The organism is Sutcliffiella horikoshii (assembly GCF_044809035.1).
Lineage (GTDB): Bacteria > Bacillota > Bacilli > Bacillales > Bacillaceae_I > Sutcliffiella_A > Sutcliffiella_A horikoshii_G.
Genome location: NZ_CP085237.1, coordinates 4140405 through 4158558 on the forward strand (window position 1 = coordinate 4140405; position 18154 = coordinate 4158558).

Here is an 18154-nt window from a genome sequence, read left to right on the forward strand (position 1 = left end):
TGTTAGTCTGCGTTCCGGGTGTTCGCTTTCCGAGGGGCGGTGCTTGAGCCTCCTCGGCTTCGCCTGTGGGGTCTCAAGTCTACCGCTATCTCCCTCCGGAGTCGAACACCCTGCACTCCAACTAACCGGGGAAACTCCCTCTATGGGTGTACCCTACTTCGTTGCGGCTTAGTCTTTTTTTCAAGAAAAGGCGAATAAAAAATCACCTATGCAGGGATACAGAGGCGATTTTTTATTTCTTTAACTTTTTCTCTATTTTTTCGATTAGTTCATCTTCTGTCGGGGCGGAGACAGGACGGTTGTTTACGAATGCAAACGACTTCTTTCTTCCCGGCCCGCAATAGGATTGACAGCCCACTTCCACACATGCTCCCTCGTCCACTTTTTTCAGTTTCGGAATCAAGGTTTTTACATTGGTAGCGTCGCAGTCATCACAAATGCGAAACTCATTTGCCATGGTTCTACACAGCCCTTTCTATTCAAAAAGCGATTGAAATCACTTTATCGTACTTTAGCTAAAAGGTATTTTACAGGGAATCCAAGGACAATGCAAGTTCGTTTCTTAGGAGAATTGGGGCGAAATACTGACAGATAACAATCTAGTAATTTTTTCTATGAATATGTATAAATATCTTTTTCTCCGTCAAAAATATAGACAGAACGATGATTAAATAAGGGAGTTGGATTATATATGAAAGATCGTCAAGATGCTTGGTCTGAAGAGAATGATTTATTGCTAGCAGAAACCGTCCTGCGCCATGTCCGTGAAGGAAGCACCCAATTGAATGCATTTGAGGAGGTAGGAGACAAGCTGAACCGCACGTCCGCTGCATGTGGATTCCGCTGGAACGCGGTTGTCCGCCATGACTATGAGAAGGCGCTGCAGCTTGCGAAAAAGCAGCGAAAACAACGTCAACGTGCACTTGGGCAGCCGACAAAAAAGCTACTGTATACGCCACCTGAGACTGTGGTAAATGAGGAGTTGCCGTTTGTGTTGGAGCAGCTGGAAGAGAGTCCGCTTGATGTTTCGGAAGTAAAGCAGCCTCTGACCGCTCCGCAAACAAGAGTGGAAAGAAGAGCAGCAGAACTGAAAGCACAACCATCTTTTGTTTCGGGCTATGGCAGTGGCAGTATGGGAATGGGATCCTCTTTATCGATGGAGCAGGTTATCCATTTCTTACAAACCATGAAACATTCAAACGTCCATACTAGCGCTCTACAACAGGAAAATGAGAGATTAGTAAAAGAAAACGCCGAACTGTCGCGTGCCAACAGTGAACTGGAAAAACGCGTGCAAAAACTGCAAGACGAACAAGTCACCGTCCAAGAAGACTACGAAACCCTCATGAAAATCATGAACCGAGCACGCAAACTAGTCCTCTTCGACGAAGAAGAACACGTCCCATCCAAATTCATGATGGACCGCAACGGCAACCTGGAGAAACTGGCGGAATAGAGATAAAAAGAAAAAAGGGGTCTGACCCCACTTGCTTTAAAGCATTAAAGAGGGGTCTGACCCCACTTACGTTAATGCCTTAAAGAGTGGGCAGACCCTTTTATTTTTCTCCGAGAACTTTTTCGTTACGTTCCAAGATTCTCGCGTAGTATTGTTCGTACAAGTCCAGTTCATGGCCCTGCAGGCTGTTGGCGAAGATGGTGCCGCTAATTTCTTTAAGGGAGGTCAAAAGGCGCAGCATTACGTCTTGCACTGTTAGGTGCTGACCAGTAAGCTCTGTTAAGGATGCCATCACGTTTGGCACAATGGTCGGAAAAGCGAATTTGGTCGTTTCACCTTGAAGGGAGCGTTTGTAGAACTCTCCGACCATCTCTGCCCGCTCAGATCCACTTCCGTCGATGCATAAGTAAATTTGTACAGCTACTCCTCCGCGAATACGACGCTGGGAGATGCCTGCAAACTTTTTATCTTCAATGCTAAGGTCGTAGCTGCCTGGGCAATAGGAACCGACAATTTCCTTCGCTTCCATGTTGTAAGGCATATCGCGGAACATATGCTTTGTTAGTTCCCACATTGCATCATACCCACGATTGATATCGATAGCTTTCTCCCCTTCCGGAAAAACAAGGGAAATGTTCAAGACGCCTGCGTCCAGGACGACTGCAAGTCCACCTGAATTCCTTACGATTACCTCATAGCCTTGACTGTTCAAATAGTCAATCCCCTCTTGTAAGTGAGGAAGGCGGGTATCCTGAATGCCTAACACGACCGTGTTATGGTGCACCCATGTCCGACACGCCGCTCCGCTATCTCCTTTGCCCACGGCAGTGCATAATGTGTCATCCATCGCAAAAGATTGCAACGCATGAAAATTTGCCCCTAAAGACGACTGATCTATAATACGCCAGCTCGGCTGCTTCAACAACTGCAACGCAGGAGAGTGGATTTGTTCTGTTGGATCTTGTGGTTTTGTTGGTTCTGCCGTCATCATTAATGCTCCTCTTAACTTCCGTACTTATAGATTACTTAGCATTATAATACATGGTTTGGGAGAAAAAAAATACCCTTTGGGGGTCAGACCCCCAAAGGGTTTTCTCTTTCTACGTCGAATACTATAAAGTTAGGTTTATTTAGTTCACTGCTTGTCCTGCTGTAATCAGGGCTAGTTTGTAGACGTCTTCTACGCTGCAGCCGCGGGACAGGTCGTTTACTGGTTTGTTGAGGCCTTGCAGGATTGGTCCAACCGCTTCGAAGTTCCCTAGGCGTTGGGCGATTTTGTAGCCGATGTTTCCTGCTTCAAGGCTTGGGAATACGAATACGTTTGCGTCGCCTTGGATTTTAGAGCCTGGTGCTTTCTTTTCGGCAACGGATGGTACAAATGCTGCATCGAATTGGAACTCTCCGTCCACCACAAGTTCCGGAGCACGTTCGGAAGCAATGCGCGCAGCTTCTACGACACGCTCAGTTTCCGTTGATTTCGCAGATCCTTTTGTAGAGAAGCTCAGCATTGCCACTTTTGGCTCGATCCCGAACATTTTTGCAGTAGCAGCACTTTCCACTGCGATCTCTGCAAGGTCGTTGCTGTCCGGTGAAATGTTGATCGCGCAGTCTGCGAAAACATACTTCTCATCGTTACGTACCATGATGAACACACCAGAAGTCTTGCGTACACCTTCTTTTGTTTTGATTATTTGCAATGCCGGACGTACGGTGTCCGCTGTTGAATGCGCCGCTCCGCTTACAAGTCCTTGCGCACGGTCCACGTGTACAAGCATGGTGCCGAAGTAGTTCGGATTCAATAAAATTTTACGAGCATCCTCTTCTGTCGCTTTTCCTTTACGACGCTCCACGAAAGAAGCAACAAGCTCGTCCATGTTTTCGTATGTCTTTGGATCGTAAATTTCCACACCGTCCAAAGTCAACTTCAACTCTGCAGCAAGTCGGTTGATTTCGTCTAGGTCGCCAACCACGATCGGTTGAACCATGTTTTCCGCAGCCAGTCGTGCAACTGCCGTTAACACACGCTCGTCGTTACCTTCTGGGAATACTATCTTAATATCTTTTCCTGCTACTTTGTCTTTTAATGTTTCAAATAAATCGCTCACAAAGGTCACTCCTTAATTCGCTTTATTTTCGCTTCTATTGTTTAGGATACTCCTTCAACATGGAAAAGCAACCGATACCTTCTATTGTTATCGCTTACAGAAAAAAGTCTTTATTTTCTAAAAAAAGCCCTCCATCTATGCCCTACTATTGTATCTGTCATGCCCCATCCTATTCATGAAGCTTTCACAATTTCGGAGTTTTACTTACAGGAAGTCATGGGAAAACTGTGATATAGTAAGGAAGGATACATAGACAATCTTATTGAGGAGTGATTGCAATGAGTGAAGCAGCTCAAACATTGGACGGCTGGTATTGCCTCCATGATTTTCGTACGGTAGATTGGGCCCTTTGGAAGACGCTTTCTAGTGAAGAACGCCAAACGGCTATCAATGAATTCCTTGGACTTGTGGAGAAATGGAACACAGTTCAGTTAGAAAAGAACGGAAGCCACGCGTTGTACTCCATCGTGGGACAAAAAGCGGACTTCATGATGATGCTCCTTCGTCCAACGTTGGAAGAATTGAATGATATCGAGAACGAATTTAATAAAACAACTTTGGCTCAATACACAATCCCTGTGCACTCTTATGTGTCGATTGTGGAGCTTAGCAACTACTTACCAGAGGGCGAGGATCCTTACCAAAACCCACAAATCCTTGCTAGACTATACCCAGAATTGCCAAAAGCAAAGCATGTTTGCTTCTATCCAATGGACAAGCGCCGTAACGGAGAAGACAACTGGTACATGCTGCCGATGGAAGACCGTCGCCGCATGATGCGCAGCCATGGCATGATCGGCCGTCAGTATGCTGGAAAAGTGAAACAAGTAATCACTGGTTCTGTCGGCTTTGACGACTACGAGTGGGGCGTAACATTATTTGCTGACGAAGCACTTCAGTTCAAGAAGCTTGTGTATGAAATGCGCTTTGACGAAGTGAGTGCACGCTTTGGTGAGTTTGGTGCGTTCTATGTAGGTAATCTGTTAGAAGAAGATCGAGTTTATTCTTTCTTGCACGTGTAAAATAAAAATTGGTTGTTGACGTCAAGTCAGCCTACTGGATTACCAGTTCGGTGGCTTGGCGTTTTTTTGTTGCAATAAGCAATTGGCATTCACATCCCCCTTCCACCCCTGTCATATTCCTTCTTCAATTTTCATACAATCAAGTAGTGCGACTTAATTATTTGAACCTTAGCACCCTTTTCAGCACAAGCGGTATTAGTTTGGAGCTTGAAAATGGGAGTTATTTCTCACGACGATGCAGATAAAAGTTTTTGAGGAGGGAATGACAGATGAATCAACAGTTTTCACAGGCAGCAGGTGCCCCATATTCTGCGGGGTACGGAGCAGATCCTTACTCATCCTATTACAGAAACTATGGGCAGCAGTGGTATGGCGGCGGTGGAGGTGGAGGTTTTCCGATGCAACAAATGCAGCAGATGCAACAACAACCTCAACAACAGCAAGTTGCAGGTCAGCAAACAGGCATACCATCTTATCCAACTCAATTCCAATCTGGCGGTCAGCAAGGTGGGCAAGATATTCCAGGAATGCTTCCGCTAGAACAATCCTATATTGAAAATATCCTTCGCTTAAATCGCGGCAAGCTGGCAACTGTGTACATGACATTCGAGAACAACCGGGAATGGAATGCCAAAATATTCAAAGGAATTATTGAAGCCGCTGGACGCGATCACATTATCTTGAGCGATCCGCAAACAGGCAAACGCTATCTGCTCCTGATGGTCTACCTAGACTACATCACATTCGACGAAGAACTAGACTACGAATACCCATTCAACAGCGGCGGCCAAGGCCTCACCCAATACCAACCAAGATAAAAAAGTTAAAAATAAGCCTAAAAAAGAGGGGCTGACGATGTTGTGTGTTAACGCATTAACGCACAGCGGGTCAGACCCCTCTTTACCTCTTTAAAACTAAAAAGCATTAAACTATCTCTATCCTCTTACCCCTTAACCGCCGCCACAATGATAAGTACCCATCCAATGAGGAAGGCTACGCCGCCTAGTGGGGTGATGGCTCCGAGTATTTTGACGCCGGATAGGGTGAGGATGTAGAGGCTTCCGGAGAATAGGACGATTCCGATAAGGAAGGACCAGCCTGCTCCGTTTAATAGGCCTGTGCTATTGAATCGTTCCATAAGCAGGGCCACTACGAAAAGTCCGCCTGCATGGAACATTTGGTACGTAACACCGGTTTTCCAGATTTCAATCATTCTCTCGGATACTCTTCCTTCAAGGCCGTGGGCACCAAATGCCCCGAGAGCCACTGCCAAGAATCCGTTTATGGCTGCGAGGATGATAAATAAATTCATGTCTGATTTCCACCTTTCAAAAGGTCTGTTATAGTTCTTCAATATATTGAATTATATAGCATTAGCTTTCTGTGACCAAGCCGGACACTAAAGTTCAGCCTGTTAAATGGTAGGGAAGTACACATAATGGTCACTTTCTATATCCCCCAAAAAAACAAAATGCCCTACCGGCTCCTTAAGAAAAGCGGCAAAGGCATTTCACTGATTATCTAGAATGAAGATAAATCTGCAGAGCCTGTTTCAGCTCCCGTTCTTTCTTTTCCGTGTGTATATGATAATGATCACCATCTATGTTAGACAAAAAGTCATTATATCCATGTGAATGCAAGAATTCATTGACACTTGTGACGTCTTCTCTAGTGGAGAGCAAGCTCTTTTGCCCAACAAAGTCACCATTTACATAAACTTCATAACGATCGTGGGATAGTTTTGTGGAAGGGTCGTAATTTGTGCTTACGTACGCCGCCATCAAACCATACATCGATCCATCTGTACCACCAGGCATGTAAAACACCTCCATTACTTACTGGGGTGTTTATAGTTTTAAGTTACATCACCATTTTTAGTATGGTAAGTTGTGGGGAGATAGCCTTGTAACAAAACCCACATCAATTCCGCTTTAACTCTTTAGAGAGATAAAAAGGGGTCTGACCCCTTTTCTTAAAAATCAAACAGAGAGTCCCCGTTTGCGTCATCGTCTTTGATTGGGTTGGCGGGGGCGTTTGCAATTGGTGGTGGTTGGGTTGGCGGCATGTAAACGGGTGCCGCTTGTTCGAATGAAGCGGGTACCCTGTGGCCGGATCCATTTGAAGCAGCCGTTGACTTGGACACTCTTCTTGCCAACGAAAGCGAATCCTCTTCATCCACTTCCGTCTCAAGCGCCAGCTCACACAAAGATTTGATTGCAGCAAGATGCTCCCGCTTTTTTTGCACATTTCCAGTGTCTATGGCACGCTCCAGTTCCGATTCTAAGCGTGCAAGAACCTTATCTATTGTGATGCTCATCCTTTTTCCCTCCTTCTCCATCCATTTTTAGTAATACGGTGAAATCATCAAGTACACAATAACTCCGGTCAAGCTGACATATAACCATAAGGGCATCGTCCAGCGTGCGATCTTCCTGTGGCGTTCCTTTTGCATGCTAAGGCCTGTAGCCAAGGAGTACAACGCCAATGGCACAATTACCACTGCCAACACGATGTGAGTCAGTAAGATAAAGAAGTAGATGGAACGGATGATTCCTTCTCCGCCAAATGGTGTGGACTCTGTTAACGAATGATAGGTCACATATGTAACCAAAAACAAGGTAGTGGATGAAAATGCCGCCAAAATAAAGCGACGGTGGACCGTTATATTTTTCTTCTTGATGGCAATCAGGGCACATACTAAAAAGACAAAGGTAAAGCTGTTGAAAATTGCGTTCATCATTGGCAAGAATGTTAAGTCTACGTGGGCCAACCCTTCATATTGAGGAAGGAAGAATAGCACCACTACCAGTGCATTGACCGCGATGGAAATGCCGATGATCCATGGGAGATAATTTATTTTCTTCATTAGGAAAGCTCCTTTTACACATAGTACCCGTTCTGACCGGGTTTTATTGGCAAATCTTTTGCATCGAACTTTAAACAAGGACTTCCGGAAGAACGAAGCACGGCTACGGAAGGCAACTGATTTGTCTTGAAACCGAATGCCCTGCAGCCTTTAGGGAAATTGGCATCCCATGTGACATAGTAATGCTTGCATTTCAAGCAATTGATCCGATTGGCCATGCGAAACATCCTTCCCTCAAATCCTGGTTTGTCCATCCTTCATTCTACCATTTTACCTCTCCCCATAACATATAAAACCTGCGGAGAATCACCTCCACAGGCTTCATGTTCACGATTTATTCATGTTTATGGAGGCGATGTTGGCCGCCAAATCTTCGGCGGTCTCTTTCACTGTATCAACCGTGCGTCTCATGTTGTTGGAAAGGTCCACTTGATGATCTGCGGCTTTTACGACCTCCCCCATCTCCTCTGTCAGTTCAGAGGAAGAGGCAACCAGATCATTGACCGAGTGGACAATCTCATTTACTCCCTGACTGATTTCTTCCATGGTCACCGTAATATGCGTTCCCTGTTCGAGCAGTGCCCCGCTGTTTGTAGCGATTTCCTGGAACAGCTTGGCGGATGCTTCATTTTTTTCGTTTGTCTGCTCGATTGTTTCTTTGAACAGTTGAAATTCTTTCAGCACTTCATTGGTATCTTCTTGAATGCGACCTGTTATGCTGTTAATTTGCTTTGAAAAGAGGTCTGTCTGCCCCGAAAGCTTTCGGATCTCATCTGCCACAACCGCAAAACCTCTCCCTGCCTCGCCTGCCCGTGCCGCTTCTATGGAAGCATTTAGTGCAAGTAAATTGGTCTGGGTCGTAATTTCCGTTATTCCTTTAAGGAAGCTATTTGCTTCATCTATATCTACTTTTATTTTGGTAAATCGATCTACAATCGTTTCGGTTTCTTTTGACGATTGATGCATGTCTGCCACCATCTGTTTTAATGATTGGGCCCCTCTTTTTGAAAGGCTCTCCATCCCTTCCAGATTTCGTTTCATTTCATCCACGATGCTGTAGATTTCCTGTGTACTGGCAGAGGCCTGCTCGGTAACGGCAGAAATGGCGGCCGTCCCCTCATACTGCATGGACACTTTTTCGGTTACCTGTTCGGAGCGTTGTTTAATCCCCTCAGATTCTTCTAAATTTTGTTCTGCTGCCACCAAAAGCTCTGTCATGACAAGCTGAAGGCGTTGGTTTGCACCAAGGCTCCCTTGCATTAGTTTCTCTATATTTTGGCCCATGGTGGTGAGGGATGACTCAATCTGGCCGAACTCATCTTTTCTAAAAGATTGTTCAGCATCAAGTAGAAAATCCCCCTCCTGATAGGCATTTACGCGAGTAAGAACCTGATTGACACCTCTGTTGAACGCTTTTCTGAACGACAAAAGAGCAAGAATGGGAACCAACACAAGGATTGCAAGCGTCACTAAGGTCCAGCGTTCCGTAGCTGTCACCTTATCTTGAATCACTTTTCTGTTTTCATCATTAAAGGCTTGTAAAAACTGCATGCCGCTTTCGTTGGCCCGCTCGATTTGATTTCTGGCTTTGGCAAGGTCTTCTGATGTCGTAACACGAAGTCGATCCATGTTGGCTGCGTTCGAAACGTCACTAATGATGTCGAATTTTTTTGACAATGTTTCATGTGAAACAACAAAATACTGTTTTAACTGACCAAATTCTTCATATTTTGTAAAATAAGGCTCGAAATCCTCCAGCTTCTTTTCGGTTTGCGCTAAATTCTTCTCAATTTTATCAATATGCGTTTTGGAATATCCGCTAGAAACGACAAAATACATATCAGCCAATGTGCTTTGATAGGATTGGAACAATTCAAAATAGCCTTCATTTACCTTGGTGATCTCGTCAAGCTCACTCACCCCTTTTTGCACCTGCATGCCGTTGAACCAAATAACAAGCGATGCCGCCAAACCTATGCTCCCGATCAACAATGTTAAAACTAACAGCCTTTTTCTCATACTCCCCATTTTTCTTCCCCCTACATTACTCACCCAATTTAAATGAAACCGTTTGCACAAAAACCCGTTTTCTTTTCTCTCTTTTTATATAATGTCGGCATCAAACAGCCGGGTCTTTAGTAGGACCAAGAAATTTTTATATAAAAAGACACGAAGGTTTCGTTATACCCTCGTGCCCCATTGCCTTACATCTTTTCTTTGTTTTGTAATAGTTGTTTAAGCTCGGCGATTTCGTTTGTAATTTTCGCCAACTCTGTTTTGCTGACCTCGATTTTCTCTTCTTTCATTTCTTCTTCCTTTGCTTCTTGAATGTTGTTCAATATCTCCCCGACGATCAGGTTCAAGACGATAAAGGTTCCGACCAGGATGAAGGAAACGAAATAGACCCAAGAAAGTGGACTCTCTGCGAAAATAGGACGGAAAACGCCACTTGCCCAGGATTCCAAGGTAATGACTTGGAACAGAGTAACAAGTGCTAAATGCAGTGATCCGAAGTACTCCGGCGAAATATCTCCGTAGAGAAGGACTCCCAATACGGCGTAGATGTAAAAAACAAGCGATAATAACATCATGATCGTGCCGAGTGACGGGATTGTTTTTAGAAAAGCTGTGACAAGGCGATTTAAGGATGGAACAACCGTGATCGCCCGAAGCACCCTTAGGACGCGAAGGATCCGGATCGCGGATATAAAGTAAGTTCCGCTGAAGAAGAGAACCCCTGCGACTATGACAAAGTCAAAGACATTCCATCTGCTGCGGAAGAAATGATGAATCTTCTTTTCTGCCAACATCCTTAAAATGATTTCAATGGTAAAGAACCATAAAAAGAACACTTCAAAGCCTTGAATCAGCCCTGCATATTCTGCTCTTAAGTCAGGATAGGTTTCCACCCCAATCAAGATTGCGTTCAAGAGGATAACAAACATGACCGTATTCATAAAATAACGGTGTTGGACTATGTGTTGGATCGTTTTTTTCAATTCGTGCACTTCCTCATATTCTTTTTTAAGGTGTTAACCGCCAATCAATTGGCTCTTCACCGATTTCGTTTAAGATGGCATTTACCTTGGAGAACGGCCTGCTGCCGAAAAATCCTTTTCGTGCGGAAAAAGGGCTTGGGTGCGAACTTTTCAAGATATAATGCTGATTATTTGTAATCAGTGCTTCCTTTTGCTCCGCATGTTTTCCCCAGAGGAGAAAAATAACTGGTTTTTTTCGTTCATTTAACGTTCGTATCACTTGATCGGTAAAAAGCTCCCAACCCTTGCCTTTATGAGAGTTCGGATTGCTTTCCCTAACCGTCAAGACCGTATTTAATAATAACACACCTTGCTTTGCCCACTCCATTAAAAAGCCATGATGGACAGGTTCCAAACCTTGATCATCATAGAGTTCCTGATAAATATTTTTTAGCGAAGGTGGGACTCTGACACCTTTTTGGACAGAAAAACTCATACCGTGCGCCTGACCCTTCCCATGATAAGGGTCCTGCCCCAAGATAACGACTTTTACATCTTCAAATGGTGTTGCCTGAAATGCGGAGAAGATGGCTTCCTTGTCTGGGTAGACGGTTTGCTTGGCATATTCGTCTTCCAGGAAGGCCATTAGATCCTTATAGTACTTTTCGGACGTCTCTTTCTCCCATAACATTTTCCATGTGCCGCTTAGATTCTCCACCTGTTTGTCCCTCCGTTCGATGCTGTTTTTCTTACTTTATCATATAGGTGAAATAATGGGTCTTGGAAGTTTCCTATATGAATGGTTTTGCCCTTATATTTTCATACTAACGATGAGGCCTATCATTCTGAGATCCGCCAACAGTTGTGATATAGTGAGTAATAAGAAATTAGGCTTTTTTAAAGATTGAATTCCTCTCCGGTAACAGATAAAATAAAATACTTGGGTAGGTTATTTTTTCAATGTTTCATACTTATTTATGAAAATGTTACATTTTTACATAATTGATCAGCCTAATCAACGGTAATGTTATAACACATAATTAGAAGACTAGTACATAAAGCGAGGTTCTTATAGTGAGTAAAAAAGAAAATCCGACATCTTTAATTGTCATTTTTGGTGCAACAGGAGATCTAGCGAAGCGAAAGCTTTATCCTTCTATCTATCGTCTCTATAAAAATGGTAGCATCTCCAAAAACTTTGCTGTTGTCGGCGTTGCAAGACGTCCACTCACAAATGAGGAGTTCCGTTCCAATGTGTCTAAGTCCGTGAGCACCGTCGCAAACGGCGATGGAAATGTAGAAGAGTTCAGCTCTCATTTCTATTATCATCCTTTTGATGTAACAAGCAGCGAATCCTATCAGCAGTTGAAAGGGTTACTAGGTGACTTGGATTCTGACTACGAAACGAATGGTAACAGGATGTTCTATCTTGCCATGGCACCTGAGTTTTTTGGAACTATTGCGACAAACCTTAAATCTGAAGGCCTGACGGAAACAGACGGTTGGAAGCGCCTTGTTATTGAGAAACCATTCGGACACAATCTTCCATCTGCTAAAGATTTGAACGCTGAAATTCGTCAAGCATTCAATGAATCGGAAATCTATCGTATCGACCATTATCTTGGAAAAGAAATGGTCCAGAATATTGAAGTAATCCGTTTTGCGAACGCCCTTTTCGAGCCGTTATGGAACAACCGTTACATCTCTAACATCCAAATCACATCCAGTGAAGTACTAGGAGTAGAGGATCGCGGACGTTACTATGAAAATTCCGGTGCCCTGCGAGACATGGTGCAAAACCATATGCTCCAGATGGTCGCGCTTCTTGCGATGGAACCGCCAATCAAGCTGAATCCAGAAGAGATTCGCAGTGAAAAAGTGAAAGTTCTTCGTGCGATGAGAAAAATTGAACAAGATGATGTCGAGGACTATTTTGTACGCGGCCAGTACGGCGCAGGCAATGTCGATGGTGACCAAGTCCAAGGCTATCGTGAAGAAAATTCGGTCGACCCGAACTCCAATACCGAAACATATGTTGCGGGTAAATTGTTGATTGACAATTTCCGCTGGGCAGGTGTCCCAATCTATATCCGTACCGGAAAAAGAATGAGTGAAAAGTCCACGAAGATTATCGTTCAATTCAAGGACATTCCGATGAACCTGTACTATAATCGCGGCGAAAAAGTGGATCCTAACCTTCTTGTCATCAACATTCAACCGGAAGAAGGAATCACCTTGCACTTAAATGCTAAAAGATCCGGTAAGGATGTTACAACAACACCTATCAGACTCGACTACACGAACAACTGCATCGACGGCATCAACACGCCAGAAGCTTATGAGCGCTTGATTTATGACGCAATGCGCGGTGATATGACGAACTTTACGCACTGGGATGAGGTTGCCCTGTCCTGGAGCTTTATCGATGAGATCTCCAAAGCATGGGAGAACACGAGAGCATTCGACTTCCCGAACTACGAGTCCGGTTCCATGGGTCCAAAGCTTGCCGACGGCTTATTGGAAAAAGACGGCTTCCACTGGTGGCCATTGTAAGCACTTGAAAAACAGAAGGGAGTTTTTTATCACATGAAAGTTTACGACGTATCATCCCCTATCTTCACGGGAATGCCAGTATATAAAAACAAACCAGAAAAACAACCAAAGCAAACGACCAACACGAACGGTTATGTAACCGAAACGCGCCTGGAGTTGGACGTTCACACTGGAACACATGTGGATGCCCCGCTTCACATGGTAGTGGACGGAGAAACGATTGAAACTCTACCATTGGACAAGCTTGTCGGTCCATGTAAAGTGTTTGACCTAACAGCTGTTGAGGACCGCATCACGGTGAAGGATATCGAGGGCCTTGATATTCAAAAGGACGATTTCCTGTTATTTAAAACGAAAAACTCCTTTGATGAAGAGTTCAACTTTGACTTTGTGTTTGTAGCGGAAGACGCGGCGGCGTACTTGGCTGAAATCGGCGTGAACGGCGTTGGTGTCGATGCACTTGGCATCGAACGCAGCCAAGAAGGTCACCCCACACACAAAACACTTTTCGCAAATGGCGTGATCATCATTGAAGGCTTGCGTTTAAAGGATATCGCAGAAGGCGAGTACATCATGTGTGCTGCGCCATTGAAGTTGAGCGGTGTAGATGCATCACCAGCACGTATTGTTTTAATGGATATGAAGTAAGATTGGCGAGTTTATGGCCACTCTGCCCCCGGGAATTGGGGGCAGGGTGGTTTTTTTGTAGAGTGGTGGGATTTTTGGGGTCGCGGGCAATGTGAACCGGGAGTATTTTCGGGATATCAATAATTCTGGGGTTATATCGAGAAATTTCGGGATATATCAAGAAATTTTGAGATATATCAAGAAAACTCGGGTGAATATCGAGAAAAAAACAAATATATCAAGAAATACCTGGATAAATAAGGAAAGCACAAAAAAACCAACCCACAGCCCCCGCATCAAGCGGGAACCATGAATTGGTTCTGGTCCAATTTTAAATTTACTTCATCCACTCCGTATGGAAGACGCCTTCCTTGTCCACACGTTGATACGTATGAGCACCGAAGTAGTCACGCTGCGCTTGGATCAAGTTTGCAGGTAACGTCTCAGAGCGGTAGCTGTCATAGTAAGCTAATGCGCTTGAGAAGGATGGTACAGGTACGCCGTGCTGAATCGCAACGCCAAGGATTTCGCGAAGGCCGCCTTGGTAGCTTTCCACGATTTCTTTGAAGTATGGGTCAAGCAATAGGTTTGCAAGGCCAGCTTCACGGTCGTATGCTTCTTTAATTTTTTGCAAGAATTGTGCACGGATGATGCAACCGCCACGGAAGATCATCGCGATCTCGCCATATTTCAAATCCCAGCCGTACTCTTCAGATGCTGCACGCAATTGTGCAAATCCTTGTGCGTACGAGCAGATTTTGCTCATGTAAAGTGCTTTGCGTACGCTCTCGATGAACGCTTCCTTGTCCCCAGTAAAGCCAACTGCTTCAGGTCCGCGAAGGATGCCGCTTGCTTTCACGCGCTCTTCTTTCATCGCAGAAATGAAGCGTGCGAATACGGATTCCGTGATGATTGGAAGTGGTACGCCAAGATCTAATGCGCTCTTACTTGTCCATTTTCCAGTACCCTTTTGTCCAGCTGTATCAAGGATAACATCTACAAGTGGCTTGCCTGTTTCGTCGTCCACTTTTGTGAAGATGTCTGCAGTGATTTCGATCAGATAGCTGTCCAGTTCCCCTTTGTTCCACTCAGAGAATACTTCATGAAGCTCTTGTGCGGATAAGCCAAGAACATTCTTCAATAAGAAGTATGCTTCACTGATTAGTTGCATGTCGCCGTACTCGATCCCGTTATGCACCATTTTCACGTAATGGCCGGCACCGTCTGGACCGATGTATGTGCAGCAAGCGTCGCCTTCTACTTTTGCAGAAATGCTCTTCAAAATGTCTTCTACAAGTTCATATGCTTCTCTTTGTCCGCCAGGCATGATGGAAGGACCTTTTAACGCTCCCTCTTCCCCGCCTGAAACACCTGTACCGATGAAGTTCAAGCCAAGCTCGCCAAGCTCCATGTTGCGTCGAATTGTATCTGTGTAAAGAGTGTTACCACCGTCGATCAGGATGTCACCTTTATCTAGATACGGCTTTAATGAATCAATCGTAGCATCCGTCGGTCCGCCTGCTTTTACCATAAGTAAAATTTTACGGGGTGACTCTAGAGATTGAACAAATTCTTCGATGCTGTATGTACCTTTAAAATTTCTTCCTTCTGTTTCTTGAAGAAATTCTTCTGTCTTTTCCGGGGAACGGTTGAATACGGAAACGGAATACCCTCTGCTTTCAATGTTCATTGCCAGGTTTTTACCCATAACCGCTAACCCGATAACGCCGATTTGCTGCTTTGCCATAATATAAAAACTTCCCTTCTTCAAGGTAATTTATTTCGCGATAGTCCGCATTGAAAATACCATAATAAGCCCAGTCAAATCAAGCTTTAAACCTATTATAACCTAACTTCCGCAAGTGAAGCGTTTACATGCAATAAACTTATTCTTTTCCGTTTTCCCCCATCACATACCGCTGTGCCCAGGCTTTCAAAAAATTAGTTCGGACAGCGAGTGTTGCCACCATCAATGCATCAAAAACCTTCCCCTTTTCTTCAACTGAGAATCCATCTTCCGCTTTCAAAAATTGTTCGATTTCGCTTTTGATGTTACTCTCTGTCAGTAAATTTGTCTTTTGCATCAATTGCTCATACAAACAGGCATACCCCTGATAAAAATTTAATGGACTGATGATATCATCCTCCCGCTCCACAGGGTTATTGAAAATGGAACCAAGCACCTTCCTGATCGCTTCAAAATCAAGGAGCACTTTTAGGTCTTTGACAATAAAAAGCAATGCGGCCTGCGGAATGGAGTATTTCCGACCGATTTGAGGGGCCCCTATGTATTCTTTTATTTCACGTTTTACCCAATTTTTCAAAGCTGGTTCTGTATAATTGGCGCTTTCCAACTGGTTGCCAAGCCAAACGATATTGGACATCGTTAAACCGACTTCCTCTTTTCCCTTTTTATAAGAAAGATTTTGGAAACTTTTCGGCATGTCCTGCCCCTTTTCAACAGTAAGCGTTCCTTGTTCCATCTTACTTAGAAACTCCGCCAAATCCATTCTGGTCCACTCTTTCCCCATATGCTACCACACCCTCTTCATCCGTCATTCCTGCATTTATAGTAAGATGACTAGAGAGTTTCGTCAAATAATGTCAGACACTTTCGTTGAAAAGTTAGGCCATTCCATCTATAATAGAGACAAGAGAGATAGAGGTTCATAAGACCTCAAAACAATCAGGAGGAAAAACATGGCAAAACGCATATTCTTTTTTATCCTTACGAACGTACTTGTTTTAACTACTATTTCCATCATCTTTATGCTGACTGGCGCTGGAAATTATATTAATGAATCCGGCGGAATCGACTTCGGCTCACTATTAATCTTCAGTGCCATCATCGGTTTCACAGGTTCCTTCATTTCCTTATTGATGTCCCGTTGGATGGCAAAGAAAATGATGAACGTGAAAGTCATCGATCCAGATGGTCCGATGAATACACAAGAGCGTCAAATTGTTGACATGGTTCACCGTATGTCCCGTGCTGCTGGTATTACCAAAATGCCGGAAGTTGGTATTTACTATTCTCCAGAGGTTAATGCATTTGCTACAGGTCCTTCTAAGAACCGTTCATTAGTAGCAGTTTCTTCTGGTCTATTAGATGAAATGGATGAGGCCGCTGTTGAAGGGGTTATCGCCCATGAGGTTGCCCACATCGCCAATGGTGATATGGTAACGATGACTTTATTACAAGGTGTTGTGAATACATTTGTTGTATTCTTGGCTCGTATCGCAGCTTTCATCGCGTCCCGTTTTGTAAAAGAAGAAATGGCACCGATCGTACATTTCATTGCCATTATCATATTCCAAATCGCATTCTCGATCCTTGGAAGCATCGTCGTATTTGCCTTCTCCCGTTACCGTGAGTTCCACGCAGACCGTGGCGGTGCTGACCTTGCAGGTAAAGACAAAATGGTGCATGCATTGCGTTCCCTTCAAGCTTACACAAACCGTGTGACAGAAGAGAAAGATACTGCAATCGCATCTCTTAAAATCAACGGAAAGAGAAAGAGTTCTTTATTCTCTACTCACCCTGATTTAAATGAGCGTATCCGTCGTTTAGAGGCGAAATAAGCAACAAAAAGAGGCAGCCGCATGGTTGCCTCTTTTTTATTATCCTACTATTATGTTGCGCTTCTTAGTCCTCTTGAGATTAGTGTTAACAAGAATACGAAAATTGCAGCACCAATGATGGCTGGAATGATGGCAAAGTCAGCGATTACAGGTCCTACTGAACCGAATAAACCGTGACCTATCCAAGCGCCTACTAAACCTGCAAGCATAGCTCCAAGAATTCCTCCTGGCATGCCACCAGGTGCGATCGCACTACCGATCATCCCGATAACGATTGCTATAATAAGAGTGATTAATAATCCTAACATAATAATTTCCTCCTCGAATTTTTATTAGTTCAACTTGTTACTGTGTATATTACCGTCCGGAGAACTTTTTAAACTTCCCTTTTTCAAATTCTCACTAGTCCTTCCTTTTTCTGTGCTATTATTAAATCAAAAGACATGGTTTAAGAGAGGAGCAATCACTTTGCCAGACATTCAGGATTCCGTCATTATTTTCAAGCCCGTGGAAGAGGTATTTTCCTATGCGGCCAATATGGACAACTCTACTAAAATAATGCAAAACGTTGTAGCGATTGAAAAGTTGACAGAAGGGCCGCTGCAAGTTGGTACGAAGTTTAAAGAAACGCGTGAAATCCGCGGACGGCAAGCATCTTCTATCATTGAATTTATCGAGTTCTTACCGAATGAACGGTATGTGGTCCAGAGCGAAGCAAACGGGCTCAAGGTTGTCTACCACTATGACTTCAAGCCTACGGTGGATGGCGGAACAAAGGTTCATTTTCAAGGGGACATTCATACTTCAGGCATCGTTATGAAGCTCACCAAACCTATTATTAGAAAGATTTTGAAAAAGGAAGACGGGGATCACCTTTCCAAATTAAAGAAGTTGATGGAAGGTACTGCCGTGGAAGAAGATACGGCAACGAAAGAATAATCGGGCGGTAAACGACCCGGTTTTTT

General features: G+C 44.1%; 21 protein-coding genes. 7 read left to right on the forward strand and 14 right to left on the reverse strand.

Going from position 1 to position 18154, the window contains the following annotated elements:
* Positions 1–232 precede the first annotated feature (232 nt).
* On the reverse strand, positions 233–457 hold the full coding sequence (locus LG307_RS21140) for a DUF1450 domain-containing protein (RefSeq protein WP_010197511.1): 225 nt from the start codon (positions 455–457) through the stop codon (positions 233–235).
* 234 nt (positions 458–691) lie between these two features.
* On the opposite strand from LG307_RS21140, the gene LG307_RS21145 reads away from it, so the two are divergent.
* Entirely contained in the window at positions 692–1456 is a 765-nt protein-coding gene (locus LG307_RS21145) for an RsfA family transcriptional regulator (RefSeq protein WP_404446237.1), read from the forward strand.
* Between the two features lie 100 nt (positions 1457–1556).
* Here the strand turns inward: LG307_RS21145 and LG307_RS21150 are convergent, their stop codons facing one another.
* Together LG307_RS21150 and pta are read right to left on the reverse strand one after the other, a co-directional pair.
* The gene (locus LG307_RS21150) at positions 1557–2447 is read right to left on the reverse strand and encodes a biotin/lipoate A/B protein ligase family protein (RefSeq protein WP_404446240.1); all 891 of its coding nucleotides are present in this window, start codon (positions 2445–2447) and stop codon (positions 1557–1559) included.
* 139 nt (positions 2448–2586) lie between these two features.
* Positions 2587–3561 carry a phosphate acetyltransferase gene (gene pta, locus LG307_RS21155; protein WP_404446242.1) on the reverse strand — a complete coding sequence of 325 codons (975 nt, stop codon included), beginning with the start codon at positions 3559–3561 and terminating at the stop codon, positions 2587–2589.
* A gap of 278 nt (positions 3562–3839) precedes the next feature.
* Here pta and hemQ point away from each other — a divergent pair, with 278 nt between their 5' ends.
* Together hemQ and gerQ are read left to right on the forward strand one after the other, a co-directional pair.
* Complete coding sequence (gene hemQ, locus LG307_RS21160; protein WP_060664677.1) at positions 3840–4583, forward strand: hydrogen peroxide-dependent heme synthase; 744 nt, start codon at positions 3840–3842, stop codon at positions 4581–4583.
* 269 nt (positions 4584–4852) lie between these two features.
* The gene (gene gerQ, locus LG307_RS21165) at positions 4853–5401 is read left to right on the forward strand and encodes a spore coat protein GerQ (protein ID WP_404446245.1); all 549 of its coding nucleotides are present in this window, start codon (positions 4853–4855) and stop codon (positions 5399–5401) included.
* A gap of 125 nt (positions 5402–5526) precedes the next feature.
* Here gerQ and LG307_RS21170 read toward each other — a convergent pair whose 3' ends face one another.
* The 8 genes from LG307_RS21170 to LG307_RS21205 form a co-directional block, all read right to left on the reverse strand.
* Positions 5527–5895: a DUF423 domain-containing protein gene (locus LG307_RS21170; RefSeq protein ID WP_404446248.1), complete on the reverse strand. Its 369-nt coding sequence runs from the start codon at positions 5893–5895 to the stop codon at positions 5527–5529.
* A 205-nt stretch (positions 5896–6100) separates the two neighbouring features.
* The gene (locus LG307_RS21175) at positions 6101–6400 is read right to left on the reverse strand and encodes a hypothetical protein (RefSeq protein WP_404446251.1); all 300 of its coding nucleotides are present in this window, start codon (positions 6398–6400) and stop codon (positions 6101–6103) included.
* A gap of 155 nt (positions 6401–6555) precedes the next feature.
* Positions 6556–6900: a YwdI family protein gene (locus tag LG307_RS21180; RefSeq protein ID WP_404446253.1), complete on the reverse strand. Its 345-nt coding sequence runs from the start codon at positions 6898–6900 to the stop codon at positions 6556–6558.
* Between the two features lie 27 nt (positions 6901–6927).
* A complete protein-coding gene (locus LG307_RS21185; protein WP_404446256.1) occupies positions 6928–7449 on the reverse strand; it encodes a DUF420 domain-containing protein in 522 nt (173 codons plus the stop codon).
* 14 nt (positions 7450–7463) lie between these two features.
* Complete coding sequence (locus LG307_RS21190; protein ID WP_404446258.1) at positions 7464–7667, reverse strand: hypothetical protein; 204 nt, start codon at positions 7665–7667, stop codon at positions 7464–7466.
* 109 nt (positions 7668–7776) lie between these two features.
* Positions 7777–9477 (reverse strand): methyl-accepting chemotaxis protein, encoded by a 1701-nt coding sequence (locus tag LG307_RS21195; RefSeq protein ID WP_404446261.1) that lies wholly within the window; start codon positions 9475–9477, stop codon positions 7777–7779.
* 176 nt (positions 9478–9653) lie between these two features.
* The gene (locus tag LG307_RS21200; RefSeq protein ID WP_404446264.1) at positions 9654–10457 is read right to left on the reverse strand and encodes an ion transporter; all 804 of its coding nucleotides are present in this window, start codon (positions 10455–10457) and stop codon (positions 9654–9656) included.
* A gap of 16 nt (positions 10458–10473) precedes the next feature.
* A complete protein-coding gene (locus LG307_RS21205; RefSeq protein WP_404446266.1) occupies positions 10474–11145 on the reverse strand; it encodes a uracil-DNA glycosylase in 672 nt (223 codons plus the stop codon).
* Positions 11146–11501: 356 nt separating this feature from the next.
* Here LG307_RS21205 and zwf point away from each other — a divergent pair, with 356 nt between their 5' ends.
* A complete protein-coding gene (gene zwf, locus LG307_RS21210) occupies positions 11502–12980 on the forward strand; it encodes a glucose-6-phosphate dehydrogenase (RefSeq protein ID WP_404446269.1) in 1479 nt (492 codons plus the stop codon).
* 33 nt (positions 12981–13013) lie between these two features.
* Positions 13014–13628: a cyclase family protein gene (locus LG307_RS21215; RefSeq protein ID WP_404446272.1), complete on the forward strand. Its 615-nt coding sequence runs from the start codon at positions 13014–13016 to the stop codon at positions 13626–13628.
* A 316-nt stretch (positions 13629–13944) separates the two neighbouring features.
* On the opposite strand, the gene gndA is transcribed toward LG307_RS21215, so the two are convergent.
* Positions 13945–15354 carry an NADP-dependent phosphogluconate dehydrogenase gene (gene gndA, locus LG307_RS21220; RefSeq protein WP_404446275.1) on the reverse strand — a complete coding sequence of 470 codons (1410 nt, stop codon included), beginning with the start codon at positions 15352–15354 and terminating at the stop codon, positions 13945–13947.
* Between the two features lie 139 nt (positions 15355–15493).
* The gene (locus LG307_RS21225; RefSeq protein ID WP_404446277.1) at positions 15494–16138 is read right to left on the reverse strand and encodes a DUF1836 domain-containing protein; all 645 of its coding nucleotides are present in this window, start codon (positions 16136–16138) and stop codon (positions 15494–15496) included.
* 169 nt (positions 16139–16307) lie between these two features.
* Between LG307_RS21225 and htpX the strand changes: the two genes are divergently transcribed.
* Complete coding sequence (gene htpX, locus LG307_RS21230; RefSeq protein WP_404446280.1) at positions 16308–17189, forward strand: protease HtpX; 882 nt, start codon at positions 16308–16310, stop codon at positions 17187–17189.
* Positions 17190–17239: 50 nt separating this feature from the next.
* On the opposite strand, the gene LG307_RS21235 is transcribed toward htpX, so the two are convergent.
* Positions 17240–17497, reverse strand: coding sequence for a GlsB/YeaQ/YmgE family stress response membrane protein (locus tag LG307_RS21235; RefSeq protein WP_010197550.1), 258 nt, complete (start codon positions 17495–17497; stop codon positions 17240–17242).
* Between the two features lie 160 nt (positions 17498–17657).
* Between LG307_RS21235 and LG307_RS21240 the strand changes: the two genes are divergently transcribed.
* Positions 17658–18128 carry an SRPBCC family protein gene (locus LG307_RS21240; protein ID WP_404446282.1) on the forward strand — a complete coding sequence of 157 codons (471 nt, stop codon included), beginning with the start codon at positions 17658–17660 and terminating at the stop codon, positions 18126–18128.
* The last annotated feature ends 26 nt before the right edge of the window (positions 18129–18154 follow it).

Coding starts and splice junctions, on each gene's coding strand:
- LG307_RS21185 (WP_404446256.1), bottom strand. CDS start 7,449: ATGAAGAAAATAAATTATCTCCCATGGATCATCGGCATTTCCATCGCG.
- LG307_RS21225 (WP_404446277.1), bottom strand. CDS start 16,138: ATGGGGAAAGAGTGGACCAGAATGGATTTGGCGGAGTTTCTAAGTAAG.
- LG307_RS21150 (WP_404446240.1), bottom strand. CDS start 2,447: ATGATGACGGCAGAACCAACAAAACCACAAGATCCAACAGAACAAATC.
- hemQ (WP_060664677.1), top strand. CDS start 3,840: ATGAGTGAAGCAGCTCAAACATTGGACGGCTGGTATTGCCTCCATGAT.
- gndA (WP_404446275.1), bottom strand. CDS start 15,354: ATGGCAAAGCAGCAAATCGGCGTTATCGGGTTAGCGGTTATGGGTAAA.
- LG307_RS21140 (WP_010197511.1), bottom strand. CDS start 457: ATGGCAAATGAGTTTCGCATTTGTGATGACTGCGACGCTACCAATGTA.
- htpX (WP_404446280.1), top strand. CDS start 16,308: ATGGCAAAACGCATATTCTTTTTTATCCTTACGAACGTACTTGTTTTA.
- LG307_RS21195 (WP_404446261.1), bottom strand. CDS start 9,477: ATGGGGAGTATGAGAAAAAGGCTGTTAGTTTTAACATTGTTGATCGGG.
- LG307_RS21180 (WP_404446253.1), bottom strand. CDS start 6,900: ATGAGCATCACAATAGATAAGGTTCTTGCACGCTTAGAATCGGAACTG.
- LG307_RS21190 (WP_404446258.1), bottom strand. CDS start 7,667: ATGGCCAATCGGATCAATTGCTTGAAATGCAAGCATTACTATGTCACA.
- LG307_RS21235 (WP_010197550.1), bottom strand. CDS start 17,497: ATGTTAGGATTATTAATCACTCTTATTATAGCAATCGTTATCGGGATG.
- LG307_RS21175 (WP_404446251.1), bottom strand. CDS start 6,400: ATGCCTGGTGGTACAGATGGATCGATGTATGGTTTGATGGCGGCGTAC.
- gerQ (WP_404446245.1), top strand. CDS start 4,853: ATGAATCAACAGTTTTCACAGGCAGCAGGTGCCCCATATTCTGCGGGG.
- LG307_RS21145 (WP_404446237.1), top strand. CDS start 692: ATGAAAGATCGTCAAGATGCTTGGTCTGAAGAGAATGATTTATTGCTA.
- LG307_RS21215 (WP_404446272.1), top strand. CDS start 13,014: ATGAAAGTTTACGACGTATCATCCCCTATCTTCACGGGAATGCCAGTA.
- LG307_RS21170 (WP_404446248.1), bottom strand. CDS start 5,895: ATGAATTTATTTATCATCCTCGCAGCCATAAACGGATTCTTGGCAGTG.